A 15,493-nucleotide genomic window follows, 5' to 3' on the forward strand; every position below is an offset into this window, starting at 1 on the left:
CCGACCAGCTCCGCCGATCACCCGTTGCTCAACCCGCACCATACGGCGTAAAACCCGCCGAGGCTCTAACTGCAGCCGGATGAAAATTCAGTGGCAGGTCACTGGCCTTGTACATTTCTGAGATACGGCGCGAGTACAACGTCGATTTCAGCCAAATAGGCATATGTCGTGGCGTGGGGAACGTAGCCATGAAACACTGTGTTCGGGCATTGGGCCAGCTTCGATGTCCAATACGCTAAATCGCTGGGTGTTCCCCCGACGATATGAAATGTCGCCCAGCCGCATCGAGGCGCAATAGCGCTTATGATCTCATCCCGACATAACCGATCTTGAACGTGCCAGTGAGGCTGCATGTCTCCACGTTCGGTGGAACCGGATCCGCGCCATTGGGCGCGATGAAAAATTTTCCGGCATGTTGAGGAAAAGACAGATGCTGTCGTCCCGCAGACGTTGCGACGTGGGTGACCAGCATACTGAATGCCTCCAACCCTATCAGTTTGGCAAGGCGCCGACGCTGACGGCTGCTCAAACCGCCAATCGGATGGTGAAGCTCAAACATCGTGAACCGGAAAATTCCGGCGGAAACAAGCGCTACAGTAGCCGAGCGTGTAAAGATGACATCCGGCCTCAGCCAGACCGCAGCAAGAAGGGCCAACACGGCAAAAAGCTCCCGGCCGGTCACAAGCCAAAAGGGTACGGGAGAACGCGGAATGGGAACTCGGTGTTCAATCCGCTTCCTCGCGCCTCTATGAATACACGGGATCATTATGAAAAGAGAATACACGGGATCATTATGAAAAGATCGCGCGCGAATACGCTAGCAGGACCTCCGCACCGGCAACCCGAAAAGCATGACACATCTTTGCGACATGTGCCGCATTGGCGGCCGGCGCTGGGACGTATGCGGAATGTATATAGAGAAGCCGCATCCACAAAGCCTATCTTTCAAGCTTCTGTGCCGCAAGCAATCAAACGGTGCCCAAAGACCACAATCGGCAATGCGCGAACAAGTGCTTGCAGTAAGGGCGATAATCGACAACAGACTGTAGACCCATTCCTGAGGTGCCGGCCCCGCACGCGAAGCTCTAGCTTAAGCTTAGCCGTTCAGGTCGAGCCACCGCGCCGCCGTTCCGGTTGCCTCAGCAAAGTCGAGCGCCCTTTTTCGCGAGCTTACGGCAGGGCCCGCGACAGCTCCCGTCGCCCTTCACCGGATAGGTCCTCTGACCACAGCGGTCATCAAAGCCCCAGCCAGCCAGCAATGATGTTGCGCTGTATCTCCGAAGTCCCGGAATAGAGCTTGCTGCCAATGGCATCGCGCACGGCACGTTCGACTTCGAATTCGCTCAAGAAACCATAGCCGCCGAAGACCTGGACGACATCGAGCGTAGTGCGGACTAGCGATTCGCTCACAAAGAGCTTCGAAACGGCGGCATCGAGGGATACGGACTCGGAGCGCTCAAGGCCCCACGCCGCCTTGTAGGTGAGGAGTCGGGCCGCCTCCACCTGCATCTTCATGTCGGCAATTTTATGGGCGACCGCCTGGTGCTTGGAGATGGCTTGGCCGGACTGATGTCTGGTGCGCGCATAGGCCACTGCCTTTTCCAGAAGCCGCTCCATCGTACCTACATGGCCGGCGAATAGGCACGCCCGCTCCCAGTCCATGCTATGGGCGAATAGCCTCGAGCCGCCGCCCACTCCGCCGAGAACGGCGTCTTTCGAAACGAGCACATTCTCGAAGACAAGCTCCCCGATCGGAGACGTCCGCAGCCCCATTTTTTCGAACTTTTGCGCGACCCGATAGCCCGGCAGCGTGCAGTCCATCAGGAAGCTCGTGATCCCGCCGAAATGACCCTTGGCGAAGTCAGTGATAGCAAAGACGACGGCTATATCCGCCACCGGCCCGTTGCTCACGAAGGTCTTCGTCCCGTTGACTATAAAGCCGTCGCCATGGGGCTCCGCCCTGGTTTTCATCGCAAATGCATCGGAGCCCGACTCCGGTTCGCTCATCGCATTGGCTGCGATCAAAGTGCCATCACAGAGCCCCGGAAGATATCGATTCTTCTGCTCTTCAGTGCCGAACTTCCAAATCGGCACAACGCCGGCCAAAAGGTGGGCGCAGATCGAGAACACCAAGCCGGAATCCTCGCAGCCGTAGCCGAGCGCGTCGATTGCAATGGCCGTGGACAGGGAATCGAGACCGGATCCGCCGTAGGCTTCGGGGACTGGCAGGCCGGTCAGGCCCATTTGCGCGCAGGCCTGCCACAACTCGCGCTGGAATATTTGGTCTCGGTCGCGCTGCCTGACATCCTTGTTGAGCTTACCTTGCGCGAAGCGAAGGATCTCCCCGCGCAGGATACGCTGCTCCTCGTTCAGCGCGAAATCCACTACTCCATCCTTATTAGATGCTGGTAGTCGATCTTATCCGTCGATGTCTTCGGAAGTAATGGCTGATGCGAGAACCAGTCCGGGGCCATGTAGGCCGGCAAATTGTGAGCGCAGAACCGCTTCAGGTCGATGAGTGACAGCGCAGCACCGTTGCGCGAGGCATAGAACACTTTAATGGAGACGCCCGACTCCTCCGAGCGAGCGATCGCCGCCACCTCGGAGATCGCTGGATGGCGATAGAGTGCCGTCTCGATCTCGCCAAGTTCGATCCGATATCCCCGCCTCTTGACCATCCGGTCGCGTCGACCGCGGAAGATGTAGACGCCATTATCGCCTTCGATCACGATATCGCCGGTCCGGTACCAGCGGCCGGTTGAATCGACGTGAAAAGCGCCGCTTGTTCGCTCAGGCAGGTTCCAATAGCCCAGCATCACGGGCGCGCCGCTGATTGCGAGCTCGCCTTCCTGGCCTCGCGGAACGTCGCGGCCCTTCGCATCAATCACGCGCGCCTTAACATGCGAGCAAGAGCGCCCGATCGGAAATGGCGCTGTGCGGTCTTCGGCGATCGTCTGCGGGATTTCGTAATAGGTACAGACGTTGGTTTCGGTTGGGCCATAAAGATTCAGGTAGCGGGGGCGCGGAATCAGAGCCTTCAGCCTGCGCAGATGCTTGACCGGAAAGACCTCGCCGGCAAATAGAATGAACCGAAGAGTGTGGTCGTCGCGAGCATTAAGGCCGCCGTGCTCGACTAGAAGCGTCAGTACGGAGGGCGTGGAATACCAGACGGTCAACCGCCGCTCCGCGATAACCGAGGCCATTCGGGCCGGATTCTTGCCGAGCTCTTCACCGATCAGGAATACGGTCGCGCCGTGCTTCAGCGGTACGTAGATGTCGAGGAGGGACAGGTCGAAGTGGAAGGGCGCATGAGAGCAGAAGCGGTCATTCTCGTCAGGGGCGAGGATCTCGGAGCACCAGTCCACGAAGCTCGAGCCATTACGATGCGTCAGCATCACACCTTTCGGCTGGCCGGTCGAGCCCGAAGTGTAAAGCACGTAAGCGAGGTTCTCCGGCCCCGGCCGCGCCGATTCGTCCTCCACCGCCAAACCGCCCTCGGCTTCCATGCGAGCCAGGTACGTCGAGAGCGGCGAGGAACTGTCGGACCCGTCGAGCGGCAAGAGCCGAGGTTCCGCATCTAAGCGCGCTAACTCGCAGCGCAAAGCTTCGGCTCGGAACGCCTCCACGAAAATCGCGCGCACGCCGCAGTCGGTGAATATGAACGCGTTACGCGCAGGCGGCGCCAGAGAGTCGACGGGCACATAGGCCGCGCCGACCTTCAAGATGCCGAATAAAACAGCGAGCGAAGCGATCGATTTTGGAAGGCAAATGCCGACGCGATCCCCCGGACGGACGCCTATCCGACGGAGATAGTCGCGCACTCGGCTCGACAGCGTGTCGAGCTCGCCGTAAGTGATCTGCCGCCCGGAACTCGCCTCGACGGCTGCGCACCTACCGCTATGCCGCATCGCGCTCTGTTCCAGATATTCGTGTAAGGTAGCGACCGTCATGACGGGCTCTATGTAGACGCCTGCTTGGATTGGACGAAATTGGCAATATGGGCGATGGAGTTCAGGTTCTCTGGCACGAGTTCGTCGGGGGCGATTTCGATACCGCAGGACTTTTCTAGGTAGGCAACGAGCTTAAGCGTCGCCAGCGAGTCGAGAATGCCGCCATTTATCAGCTCCGTTGAATCCGTCAGATTCTCCGGCCTTTCACCGGGCAGGAACTCCTTCAATATGAAGTCCTTTGCCATTGTCCTAATCTGGATCGCGTCCATTGTTCCTCCTTTTGTGGAGCAACCGCAAGGTTCAGGGGAATTAGATCCCGGCGTTGCTGCAGCACCTCGTAAAGCTTGTCGGCGATAAGCCGATGGCCAGCGGCGTTTGGGTGATCATCCCAAGGTGCTACTTGAAGGGTCCGCCAGTCGTGCCCGTCATACACATTGGAAAGATCGAGAACGTTGAATCCAGCCTCGGCAGCGAGGCGCCTCTCCATCTCGGGACTGGTCCTCTCGTCTGGTCTGGGTAGATAGATCCAAAAGACCCCGACACCTTCTCGTTTCGCAGCTTCCACGATTCGAGAATAGATCGCACGCAGAAGTCTTTCTCCGTAGGGCGTGAGCTTTCTTTGAAGCACCTCGCGGTCGGCGCCGGGATCTATCCCGCTTTCGCGTACAATGTCGCGCACGAAGTCGTAGCGATATGCGGAGCCGTTCTGGATTGCTTTCACGAGACGCTTTAGCATTCGTGGAATAAGCGCGCTGTGCTCGAAGTAAAAAATGTACTGTGGTTTGAATGCGAGCACCCGATCCTCGGTGATGGCCAGAATGTCCAGGGGAACATAGCCCCCAACGGCAAAGTTCAGCACCTCGTAATCTCGATACCCTCTGTCGGCCGCCTGCTCATTCAGCCGCCGCTCCAACAAGCCCTCAAAAACCTCTTCATCCGCGACACCCTCGCCGAAGACGTGCGAAGAGCCGACGACTGCAATTCGTAGGGTGCCGGGAGAAGGGATCTTCTCGTAGTCCTGATCTCGCATGCCCCAGCGGTTGATGTGGACCCGGGTTCCCTTAAAGTCTGCTTGGGAGAGTGGACGCAGATAGGTCGTGGGAAGCGCACCTGTGAACTCACTCAGCGGCGTTTTGTCTAAATTCTCCCATCCCTCGTCTCGTCGTTGGCCGTAGACAATCCACAGTTCTGGGTTAAATGCGCTGACATTGACGAGGTTCTCGTAGTAGCCGCGCTCCAGGTTCGCGCTGTCGCGGCTATTGAGGTTCGGCATTCTAATGTCGGCCATTGCGGTACTCACCGTCTCGCCGAGGCCACCGCGACCCCCCAGGAGCGAGGTGCAAACCGCGATCAACCCGCAGACACCGACCGACGCAACCGATCGCCAGAAACTGTACTGGCGGTCGGCGGCGCCACGCGCGAGCGCAAGGGCAGGAATGCCAATTATAGCTGCCACCGTGACCAGCACGAGGGCGGGCGTCATTTTGCCGGGACCTTCCACGCCCACGGTGTCGAAGACCGAGAACCATTGCGGGACCGAGCTCGCGCTCCAAAACGACCAAAGGAGCGAGATGACGACGAACACGCCGATGGTCCGGCCCGCAGTTTGCAGCGCACCGTTCCAGCTGAGTGCACCGCCACGCAGGCGCCGCGTGCGACCGTGCCGCATTTCATAGAGGGCGTTGACTGTCACGAGCACGGCCAGGATCATCCAGAAGAGGAAGTCGTTCCAAGTGAATACCCAGGTGCCACGCAACCAAAACCACTGATAATTGTGTAGCAGCCACGTCGCGAGGAACGCCAGGAGTGTCGCGCTGACGACCGCCACGCTCTCTCCCCAGCGTCGAAAACGAAAATAAACGGGATAGTATACAATTTTCATTATAAAGTCTTTCCAATATATATTTATTCGACGCCAGAAGTCTGTAAAGCTCGAGGAAAGGAAATAGAGATTGTGGGTTTCTGGAAGATTGAATCCAAATAAATGAAGAATCCCGCTGATTACGTGAAAGGTTCCTGAAATCTTGAGATAAAGCAAAAACGGCCAGATCATGAACTGCAAAAGCTCAACCTGATTTTGTACATCCTCTGCATCGATCACAAATCGCTGATATACGATGCGGTAGCATATCAAATGGATAGCACCGCGAAACAGCAACTGAATACCCGTTTGATAGATATAGTGCTGGTCAGCATTGTAGTAGCTGCTACGGAAAGTCCTAAAATCTACGACTGGAAAGAGCGGGAAGCACACATTCGGCAACATAAAGAAATACGCGAGCCGTTCCGACAGCGTCGACATTCTCTGTTCTCGCCGCATTTCGTATACATAGACGATCAGACGGAACATGAACATGGAAGCGAGCACGGGCCAGATGGCGTGCGTCCATGGGGTCGCTATCCAATCCATCCGTGCGGCGGCGAGCCCGCAGCCGGCGCCAACCAGCACCAGCACTCTCCATCCAAAAGCGATCGGCAGGCGAGCAATTTCGATCAATACGAGCCCAATGACGACGATCCAGGCAGCATCGATGAGGCCCTCAAATCTCCAATGATGCCAGTTGGGCCCAAAGTTACCAAAGACGGCGGCGATAGCCGCGAACGAGAGCAGCACGAAAAACGGCAGCCGGTAACGCTGTGGCAGGAAGTAGTGCACGCACCAGCCGGCGAGAGCGACGAGCAGGACGCGGACAAGCGCAGTAGTCTCAAGCCTGAGGAGATAGACGAGCGTGATGAAGAGGGCCAACTGGCCGGCTATGGCTAACCAAGCCAGAATGCTTCTCGGGTCAGACTCCGTAGGACCCGCCGACCAGGGAAGGATCAATGTCTTCATGTCAAGGCCACGGATCTCTTGATCGATGCCGGCGCACATCGACAATAAGCAACTTTGGGGCACGCGAAAGTTCCCCGAGCTGCAGCCAAGCGACCTCTGCCATTGGCTCCTGTCCCCTGGAAAAGGTAAGCGCACCGCTCCCTTAAACCGTTGCCTTGACTAATCTTTCAACGAGTCCGATTTCGCGCAAACGCGTTAAGCAGAGACATTAGCATGGAAGTATACCGCCAAATAATCATTCCGCTGTGCCCAGGGTAACAGCGACATGTCTCTGAGACGTTTAAATCAATTAGGCTCAATCTGAGCGACTGGGATAACCCCCTCCTTATGGAACGGCATGTGCGGCATGCACCCATCGATGCGCGGCTGGGCATGGGAACGTAGCCATCCGATGGATTCAGCGCGATCGGTGCGGCGATATGAAAGCACGGGATTCGGAAATCAAGATCGACATGGGGCATCGACTGCGGATCGTTCATGTCATTACCCGTCTCATCAATGGCGGTGCTGATGAGAATACTGTCCATTCCTGCAATTGGGCCGCGCAAGGAGGACATGATGTTGTCCTACTTCACGGCGAGACGGTCCACCCGGAAATCATAGCTAGAGTGGACCCGCGGGTGAAACTCATTGGCGTCCCGAGCTTGACCCGGTCCATTTCGCCTGTTTGCGACGTGAGGGCATTGTTGTCGCTTACCCGAAGGTTCCGCTCGTTGAATGCCGACATCGTGCATACGCACACCAGCAAGGCAGGCATTCTCGGGCGTTTCGCGGCATGGGCGGCGGGAGTTCCAGCGATCGTTCATGGCGTGCATATCGTGCCTTTTGTCAATGTCGGCGTCGCCGAGCGGTTTGCCTATCTCGTCTTGGAAAAGCTGGCAGCACCACTCACCAGTGCGTTCATCAGTGTGAGCGAGGGCATCCGTGATTTGTGCTTAAGCGCAGGAGTGGGACGTCCGGACAAACATTATGTGGTCCATTCCGGATTCGATCTCGATCGTTTTCGCAACGCCGGTCCGCCCGATGATTGGCGCGATTTGTTGCGCTTGGCACCGGACGCGCCGCGGCCGCCTGTGCTCTTGATGATCGCTGCATTCGAGCCACGGAAGCGACACACGGAATTTCTGGACGTTTTCAGGAAAGTCGAGATCCGCTTACCCGACGCGGTGCTTGTGCTTACGGGCGACGGACCGCTTCACTCGGTCGTCGAATCGCGGGCCAAATGGCTCGGGCTGGAGCGCCAAGTGGTCTTTACCGGTTATCGGGACGACCCCGAGCGGCTGATCGCGCTCGCGGATCTCTGCCTGCTCTGTTCCATGCGTGAGGGACTCCCCCGCGTGGTCATGCAATATCTCGCCGGCGGCAAGCCTTGCGTCGCTTGCGATCTGCCAGGTCTTCGCGACGTGCTCCGCCCTGGTATCAACGGTGTGATTGCACCCGCGCACGATTTGGCAGCCATGGCCGACGCCATTGCAGCCCTCCTTGAGGATCGTGAAAGACTGGCTGGCCTCGCCCAAGGTGCCGCGGCGACTGATCTTTCGAACTGGGACGCCAGGCTGATGGGCAAGCGGATCGATGCCATTTACCGCAAAGTTCTTGACCAGCATTGGGCAAGCAAGGGAGTGTCAGCAAGGCGTCCTGTCCGAAATGTTGCGCTTCCGCGATGAACGGGTGTGACCTATGCGTTTTACAGTGATCGATAGGTTATCGGATTGGATAGCGGTGCACACTTTGCCGATTTCGAGTATAAGGTGGAGTGCGTCGTTCTAGACGAGGGGCTCGGTGCGCTGAAGGCGGTGAAATGCCAAAAAACGGCATCTTCTTTTTTGCACGTGGGACGGGTTGTAATCTTGGTGGCCGCCATCGTCCCGAGGAACGCTATCCGGCGGATTGATATGATTGTAACAGAAATTGCCTCTGCGCATCCGATGAAGTTCCCGCGAGCCGAAGCTCGTATTCTGCTCGTGCTCCCAACTTATTTTCCTGAGTCATGTGGCGGCGCCGAACAACAGACGCGGCGATTTGCCCGGGTGCTGGTTGAAAGGGGCGTTTCCGTAACTATTATAGCACCCAGGTTGTCGCGCTCGACGCCAAAACGGTCCGCCATCGACGGGGTGCCCATCCAGCGCCTTCGCTTGCGCGCGGCGCCGAATTTAGGCGGGCGGCATATACTGTCGTTCCTGTCGTGGTGTGTGCAGGTTGTGGTCTGGATGCTGCGCCATCGCGACGAATTCGATGTCGTATATATCGTCCATGCCCGACTTCACGCCGTTCCGGCGGCATTGGCAGGAGCCCTCCTGCGCAAACCGGTTCTCGCAAAATTGGGCCGGGGCGGACGGTGTTTCGATCTCGACGTTGTGCGCGAAAAGAAGATCATCGGTCGCTGGGCCTCCGCCCTGATCAAACGTCACGTCACGGCCTTCATCGCCAATAGCCGCCAAATCGCTGGTGATCTGAGGAGACATGGCATCGACGCGCATCGCATTCACATGATTCCGAATGGGATCGATCTGCCCCGCAAGCCGCGCCGCGAGCCGAGCGCCGATGGCACCCGACGCTTTATCTGCCTTGGCCGCCTCGAACCGGAAAAATGCCTCGAGCACATGATCGATGCGTTCGCGGCACTTCCCGCCGAGGCAAAAACGCAACTCACTATACTGGGCGATGGGCAGTGCCACGTCCCTCTCGAGGAACAGGCGGCCCGGTTGGCCCTTTCCGGCAGGGTCACATTCGCCGGCGCGATCGAAGATGTGTTTCCCTTTCTGTGGGAGGCTGATTTCTATCTTTCCACCTCGGTGTCGGAAGGCATGTCAAACGCCCTGCTCGAGGCCATGAGCTGCGGCGTGGTCCCGATCATCACCGATATCAGCGGTGCGTCCGACATTGTGGAACATGAGCGCAGCGGCTTTTTGGCTCGCTCGCATGCCGAGTATTGCGGACTCCTTCTTCGCGCGCTCGGCCTATCGGAAGCTAAGCGCGATGAGATGGCGCGGCGCGCAGTACAAACGATCGCTGAGCGATTCAGTATCGAGAGGGTTGCCCAAGAGCAAATGAAGCTCTTCGCGGCTCTTCTCAAGGAAAGGACATCTTCGCTCCGCGTCCGGGGTATGAACCTCACATGAAGCTCATTCTTCATATCGGCACTCAAAAGACGGGCACCACAGCGCTACAGCAATTCCTGTGCGCGAATGCAAAGAACCTCCGCGAGCACGGCATTCACTATGCCACGCCTCCGCACGAGTTCAATTTCAAGACCAATACGCAGTCGTTGTGCGGACCGGATAAATTCTTGCCTTTCTTTCTGCATCATCTGAGAAAGGCTGAACAAGACGGAGCGCACACAATCATCGCAAGTTCCGAAAATCTCTATTCTATGGTCATACACCTGATGCGCTTCATGGCCAAGATGTCCAGCGCTGATGCCCTGTCGGAGCGCAGTTTGATCGAACGTTTGCGCGATTCCATTCCGGCGAGGGTGGAATGCCATGTGCTGTGTTATGTGAGAAGGCCGGATTATTATCTCGAGTCGTTGTACAATCAGCACGTCAAGCGCGGTGTTCTGTTCACGGGAGACGTCATCGATTTTCTGAACATGATCGAGGATATGCTGGATTATCATCGCTGCCTTTCAATTTGGCGCGAAATCTTTGGGAAAAACGCGTGTTCGGTACGGGTGTACGAGTCGGCCCTGCCGAATGTGATCGATGATTTCATGAAGAACGTCGTCGGGATCGACGATATCTCCGCGTTTACGTGGCCCTGTCTTCGCGCCAATGAACGCCTGAGCCGGGACGTCTTGGAATATAAGCGCCTCAGGAACGAGCACATTCTTTTTTCTGAACGGTGGCTGGAACTCAAGATTTATGAATTGGTCGATCGGAGAGTGACGAGCCCCAACAATAATCACGAATACCTCTCACCCGATGAAAGAGCCAGCCTCCTGTCGAAGTTGCAGCCCAGCATGGAGCGGCTACGTACGGAGTTCTGTCTGCCGAGTTTTCCGGAATTCGATCTCGATGCGGCCAAGGCAGCCTGGCAGCCCTATCCGGGACTTTCGCTCGAGAAGAGACGGGAGATCGAAGTCCACCACAACGCTGTTCAAGATCAGATTGGCTTCCGTCTGGAGCGCCTTCTGAAGCGGTGGATCTCCTTGACGCGGAAGCGGCTGCCTCTTCTCTCATGGGTTTTCGACGTCACACACGGCAGCGGAATCCGCAGATTGCTGCTGGAGGCAACTAGGCGGTTTCAGTGAGTGACTGCTATCTCCGTCTCTGAACGGGCGCCAAAGAATAGGGATGGGACAGATCTGGGGCAAGCGAGCTTGGACGAGGTCATTGAACATAAGGACCTGACGCGAAGGGCGGCCAAGGGGCTCTCGTGGTCGGGAGCCGCATTGTTGGCCCGGATCTTATTGAATCTCCCGGTCACGGCCATTCTCGCGCGCCTCCTTCCCCCCAAGAGTACGGCGCTGTCGGCGCCGCGCTGATCATCGTGGACATCGGCAATCGCATTGCCAACCTGGGCAATGTCGCAAGTCGTGGTCCAGCGGGCGGATCTCGAAAAGCGCCATATGGGAACCGTGGCATTCCTGTCCCTGCTGATCGCCGCTGGCTCGCTGTGCTTCAATGGTTGTTCGCGGGCGTGATCGCCGATCTCTTTCATGCTTTCATGTGCCGGAGCTCAACATTGTTTCCCGCGTGCTCGCCTTCATTATGTTCGCAAACGCGTTCAACCTTGTGGCCGAGGCGGTTCTCTCGCGGAACTTGAAGTTCAAAGTCTCCTCGACGGCGAACTTGACGGCATGGATTCTTGCCAACGTCGGCTTGGCTATTCCGCTTGCCTATCTCGGATTGAGCTATTGGGCATTGGTGATCGCTGCCATGGCCGAGGCAATTTTTCTTTCTGGCATTTACTTGATTACCGCGAGAAGGTATCTCGCTAAACCGCGCTTCGACCTGCAGTCCTATCGTGAGATCCATAAGCAGAGCCTGGGATATTCCTTGGCCGGAGTTTCGGACTTCGGCGCCCAATACATTGACAAGATCATCGTCGCGCGTTTGGTCGGGACCACGGACCTTGGCATCTACACGAGAGCGTTCATTCTGATCACAATACCGGCCATTCTATTTGGAAACCTGAGTAGAACGGTCGTTTTCCCGTTGCTGTCAAAAGTGCAGACCGACGAGGCCAGGTTGCGCACCGCTCAGCTGAAGGGCCATGCCTTGACCGCAGCCCTCACCCTCCCGACCAGCGCGTTTCTTTGCTGCTTCTCCAAGGAGATCGTCCTGACAATTTTCGGCCCTAAGTGGATAGATGCAGTGGTTCCGATTGCCGTATTTTCCGCGGCGATCTATTTCCGCGTCGGATTCAAAGTGTGCGGCGCTGTCATGCTTGCCACGGGCCGCAGCTACCGCAGCGCGTCCATGCAGATTGTCAACGCGGCGCTTGTGACATCATTCGCATTTTTCGCGGCGCCTTATGGAGTGAGCGCGGTAGCGGCGGCCGTGTCGGGTGCCATTCTAATGAGTTTCGTCCTTTATTCCGTCATTAGCTGCCGCATAACCGAATTGTCATTCGTGGATTTCGTGCTCGTCCATATCCCGCCAATCGCTTTCGCCGCCGTCATCTACGCTACTGGGTTTGCGGTCAGGATGCTATTCGCCGGCTTACCGCACTATCTTGTACTGGCAGTTGGGGCTTTTGTCATAGGCACGTTATCTGCCGTTACTGTCTATTTGAGAGCTTCGCTTCTATTCGGGAAATACGGGGTGGATGTCCTGCAAACCGTAGCGCCCAAGAAAGCAGCATGGCCCAAGTGGATTCCGAGCTGACTTGCGACCGAATACGGTTACATGCTACTCTTCGGTAGTCATAACAACATCCGGAGAGGAACCGATCATCCGCCAGACAATCGACGATCTGCTCCGCCCAAAACGTGCTTGGGGTCGAAGCCGGTTTCACCATATGCTTTCCATCATTTGGGAGTAGGAGCATCTAATGCTTGCGTCCAGAGAGGGATCACAATGATCCAACGATCAAGCGGCCACTCTTCTGGAACTCGGGAGCGGATCGGCAGACTTCTTGTTCCTGTTCCGGATGATTACTTCATTCGGCCGCCCTTTTCGACGTATCAGACAGTGCACGTGACTAAAGCGTGTCGTGATTAATTGGCCTCATATCCGGCAGCCTTGAAGAGGTTTCTGCATTCGGTTGGCTCGAACAGATGGCAGATATCGCCGAGGGCCTGGCAGAGTGCGTCGAAGGTTCTGGCCGCCTTCTTTCGCAGCCGTGCCTTGAGTTTTGAATAGGCCATCTTGACGTTGCCCCCAAGTTTTATCCAATCCTGAGTTCGCTCCGGCGATCATTGTTGCCCTGTTGGGCGGTTTGAGCGACGGGCACAGGCGCGGAGCTGATCATGGTGCGCAGCGCTGTGTCCCGTCGCGGGGTGAAGGTGTGGGCGAACTCGAAGGGGGTCTGCCATCCGAGCCGCGAATGTGGGCGATTGATGTTGTAATCTGTCCGCCAACTACTGGCCAAGACCGCGCGAGCCTGCGCCAATGAGGTGAACAGCATCTCGTTCAGCAGTTCGTCACGGAGGCGACCGTTGAAGCTCTCGATGAAGCCGTTCTGCATTGGCTTGCCCGGCGCGATATAATGCCAGTCGACGCGGCTTGCATCGGCCCAGGTAAGGATCGCATTGCTGGTCAGTTCGCTGCCATTGTCACTGACCACCATCTTCGGCTTGCCGCGTTCGATCATGAGCCGATCGAGTTCGCGGGCAACCCTCACGCCGGACAGAGACGTATCCGCGACCAACCCCAGGCACTCGCGCGTGCAGTCGTCGACGACGGTCAATATCCGGAAGCGACGGCCATCGGTCAGCTGATCCGACACGAAGTCCAGTGACTAACGGTCGTTGGGCGCAAACGGGGACCATCATCGGTGCCCGCGTTCCAATGGCCGCTTGCGGCCGCCACGGCGCCGAACGGCAAGCTTCTCCTCGCGATAGAGCCGGAACAGACGCTTGTGATTGACCACATAACCTTCCCGCCGCAGCAGCACGTGCAGGCGGCGATAGCCGAAGCGCCGGCGCTCATGCGCGATCGCCTTCATCCGCTCCCGCAGGTCACCATCGTCGCCACGGCTCGCCTTGTGGCGAACCGTCATCCGGCAGCAGCCGATGGTCTTGCACGCCCGCCGCTCGCTCATATCGAATGCCGTTCGAAGATGCGCGACAGCCTCTCGCTCGGCAGCGGGCGTCACCATTTTTTTCCGAGAAGATCTTTCAAAGCGGCATTGTCGAGCATGGCGTCCGCCAGGAGCCGCTTCAGACGAGCGTTCTCATCCTCCAGCGTTTTCAGCCGCTTCGCTTCCGACACGTCCATGCCGCCATACTTCGCCTTCCATTTGTGGATGCTGGCGTCGCTGACCCCGTGCTTGCGGCACAGATCGGCCACCGAAACTCCGGCCTCGTGCTCCTTCAAAATCCCGATGATCTGCTCTTCACTGAAACGGCTGCGCTTCATTCTCTGGTCCTCGCGTTGGGCCAGAGCGAACTTCAAACCGGATTAAGCCAAAGGGGCAACGTCACAGCGGCAAGAGTTGTATTCGACCCACCAGTGACTGTTTCATTGTCTGTCGAGTCGCCTTCGATCCGATCATTACTTCCGAATGAGGAAGGCTCCGACCTGCTGCGGTAGCGCACAACAGGGAGTTTCATCCTTCAGAAATTCATCAACCGCTGCTTTGGCGCCTGGGAATGAGACAGAATTGTAGTCATCCACGATGAGCCAGCCGCCAGGCACAGTGCGCGGATAGAAGAACCTGAGGCTTTGGAGTGTCGGCTCATACAGGTCCACATCTATATGGGTAAGTGCAAAACGCCTATCGGCAACTTCAGGAAACCGCTCTGGTATCCAGCCCGCATGCACACGTATAATATCGAACCGTGCCAAATTCCGGCACAAAACTTCCTCCGGAAACGCGAAGTGCGCACGCATACGATCAGTCTGCTGCTTATCTCGTTGAAGCCCCACATTGTCGGCTTTGACGAACTGTGAGAGGCCCGCGAAGCTATCGAAAATATGGAGCTCTCCACGGCGATTGTGCAGTTCCATCAATCGCGCGATCAGATAGGCAGCTTGACCGCGAAAGGAGCCGCACTCCGCGAAATCGCCTTCGAGCCCAGAACCGAGGACCGATCGAAGACAGTGGTAAAGGCCAGCTTGCCGAAGGAACTTTCTAGTCTGGTTGCGATTGTCATCCTCAAGCGAAGTCGCTTGCCGCGCCTCCTCGAAAATTAGTGAATATTCAGCGCCGGGCAGAAGGTGGCAATTCCTCTTCACCAACTCCTGAAAGGTGATATCACTTTGTCTTCCGACCTTACGTGTAAGAACCCTGAGCCTCTCCCACCTAGCTCTCCACAAAGAAGCTCGCCGGTTCATATCCATCTTCTCCTCCTAGCATCCAAACGCACGGATTGCACGGATTATAGTAGTCGAGTAGCGGAGAGGAATGTCACCTCTCCGCGCTCACGAAACCGGACATGACACTCTCGCGTCATCCGGCTTCTATTTTCCAGCCGTTGGTCGGACACCTATCTTCCACTGACCTGCCACTGAATTTTCATCCGGCTGCAGTTAGAGCCTCGGCGGGTTTTACGCCGTATGGCGCGGGTTGAGCAACGGGTGATCGGCGGAGCTGGTCGGGG

At 57.1% G+C, this 15,493-nt stretch carries 11 protein-coding genes and 1 pseudogene; 4 read left to right on the forward strand and 8 right to left on the reverse strand.

Going from position 1 to position 15,493, the window contains the following annotated elements; translation table 11 throughout:
• Positions 1–301: 301 nt before the first annotated feature.
• From NKH13_RS34835 to NKH13_RS34855, 5 genes are all read right to left on the reverse strand, one after another.
• Positions 302–658 (reverse strand): hypothetical protein, encoded by a 357-nt coding sequence (locus NKH13_RS34835; protein ID WP_352917365.1) that lies wholly within the window; start codon positions 656–658, stop codon positions 302–304.
• Positions 659–1,236: 578 nt separating this feature from the next.
• On the reverse strand, positions 1,237–2,385 hold the full coding sequence (locus NKH13_RS34840) for an acyl-CoA dehydrogenase family protein (protein ID WP_352917367.1): 1,149 nt from the start codon (positions 2,383–2,385) through the stop codon (positions 1,237–1,239).
• On the reverse strand, positions 2,385–3,950 hold the full coding sequence (locus tag NKH13_RS34845) for an amino acid adenylation domain-containing protein (RefSeq protein ID WP_352722035.1): 1,566 nt from the start codon (positions 3,948–3,950) through the stop codon (positions 2,385–2,387). Before NKH13_RS34845 ends, NKH13_RS34840 begins: the two co-directional genes overlap by 1 nt.
• Before the next feature lie 8 nt (positions 3,951–3,958).
• Entirely contained in the window at positions 3,959–4,219 is a 261-nt protein-coding gene (locus NKH13_RS34850; protein WP_352722036.1) for an acyl carrier protein, read from the reverse strand.
• Positions 4,174–6,783, reverse strand: a complete 2,610-nt coding sequence (locus tag NKH13_RS34855) for an SGNH/GDSL hydrolase family protein (protein ID WP_352722038.1) — start codon at positions 6,781–6,783, stop codon at positions 4,174–4,176. Before NKH13_RS34855 ends, NKH13_RS34850 begins: the two co-directional genes overlap by 46 nt.
• Before the next feature lie 419 nt (positions 6,784–7,202).
• Between NKH13_RS34855 and NKH13_RS34860 the strand changes: the two genes are divergently transcribed.
• The 4 genes from NKH13_RS34860 (at position 7,203) to NKH13_RS34875 (ending at position 12,614) form a co-directional block, all read left to right on the forward strand.
• Positions 7,203–8,450: a glycosyltransferase gene (locus NKH13_RS34860; protein WP_352722040.1), complete on the forward strand. Its 1,248-nt coding sequence runs from the start codon at positions 7,203–7,205 to the stop codon at positions 8,448–8,450.
• Between the two features lie 45 nt (positions 8,451–8,495).
• Complete coding sequence (locus NKH13_RS34865) at positions 8,496–9,905, forward strand: glycosyltransferase (RefSeq protein WP_352722042.1); 1,410 nt, start codon at positions 8,496–8,498, stop codon at positions 9,903–9,905.
• Positions 9,902–11,035 (forward strand): hypothetical protein, encoded by a 1,134-nt coding sequence (locus NKH13_RS34870; protein ID WP_352722044.1) that lies wholly within the window; start codon positions 9,902–9,904, stop codon positions 11,033–11,035. The genes NKH13_RS34865 and NKH13_RS34870 overlap by 4 nt, the downstream gene beginning before the upstream one ends.
• 418 nt (positions 11,036–11,453) lie before the next feature.
• Entirely contained in the window at positions 11,454–12,614 is a 1,161-nt protein-coding gene (locus tag NKH13_RS34875) for an oligosaccharide flippase family protein (protein ID WP_352917371.1), read from the forward strand.
• 332 nt (positions 12,615–12,946) lie between these two features.
• On the opposite strand, the gene NKH13_RS34880 is transcribed toward NKH13_RS34875, so the two are convergent.
• From NKH13_RS34880 to NKH13_RS34890, 3 genes and pseudogenes are all read right to left on the reverse strand, one after another.
• The gene (locus NKH13_RS34880) at positions 12,947–13,096 is read right to left on the reverse strand and encodes a hypothetical protein (RefSeq protein WP_502909286.1); all 150 of its coding nucleotides are present in this window, start codon (positions 13,094–13,096) and stop codon (positions 12,947–12,949) included.
• 20 nt (positions 13,097–13,116) lie between these two features.
• Positions 13,117–14,309 (reverse strand): annotated as a pseudogene (locus tag NKH13_RS34885) (IS3 family transposase).
• Between the two features lie 135 nt (positions 14,310–14,444).
• Positions 14,445–15,233, reverse strand: coding sequence for a TylF/MycF/NovP-related O-methyltransferase (locus tag NKH13_RS34890; protein ID WP_352722252.1), 789 nt, complete (start codon positions 15,231–15,233; stop codon positions 14,445–14,447).
• Positions 15,234–15,493 lie beyond the last annotated feature (260 nt).

Origin of the sequence: Mesorhizobium sp. M1348 (genome assembly GCF_040317925.1) — a bacterium.
Taxonomy (GTDB): domain Bacteria; phylum Pseudomonadota; class Alphaproteobacteria; order Rhizobiales; family Rhizobiaceae; genus Mesorhizobium.

Coding starts and splice junctions, on each gene's coding strand:
- NKH13_RS34860 (WP_352722040.1), top strand. CDS start 7,203: ATGAAAGCACGGGATTCGGAAATCAAGATCGACATGGGGCATCGACTG.
- NKH13_RS34855 (WP_352722038.1), bottom strand. CDS start 6,783: ATGAAGACATTGATCCTTCCCTGGTCGGCGGGTCCTACGGAGTCTGAC.
- NKH13_RS34890 (WP_352722252.1), bottom strand. CDS start 15,233: ATGGATATGAACCGGCGAGCTTCTTTGTGGAGAGCTAGGTGGGAGAGG.
- NKH13_RS34850 (WP_352722036.1), bottom strand. CDS start 4,219: ATGGACGCGATCCAGATTAGGACAATGGCAAAGGACTTCATATTGAAG.
- NKH13_RS34880 (WP_502909286.1), bottom strand. CDS start 13,096: ATGGCCTATTCAAAACTCAAGGCACGGCTGCGAAAGAAGGCGGCCAGA.
- NKH13_RS34845 (WP_352722035.1), bottom strand. CDS start 3,950: ATGACGGTCGCTACCTTACACGAATATCTGGAACAGAGCGCGATGCGG.
- NKH13_RS34870 (WP_352722044.1), top strand. CDS start 9,902: ATGAAGCTCATTCTTCATATCGGCACTCAAAAGACGGGCACCACAGCG.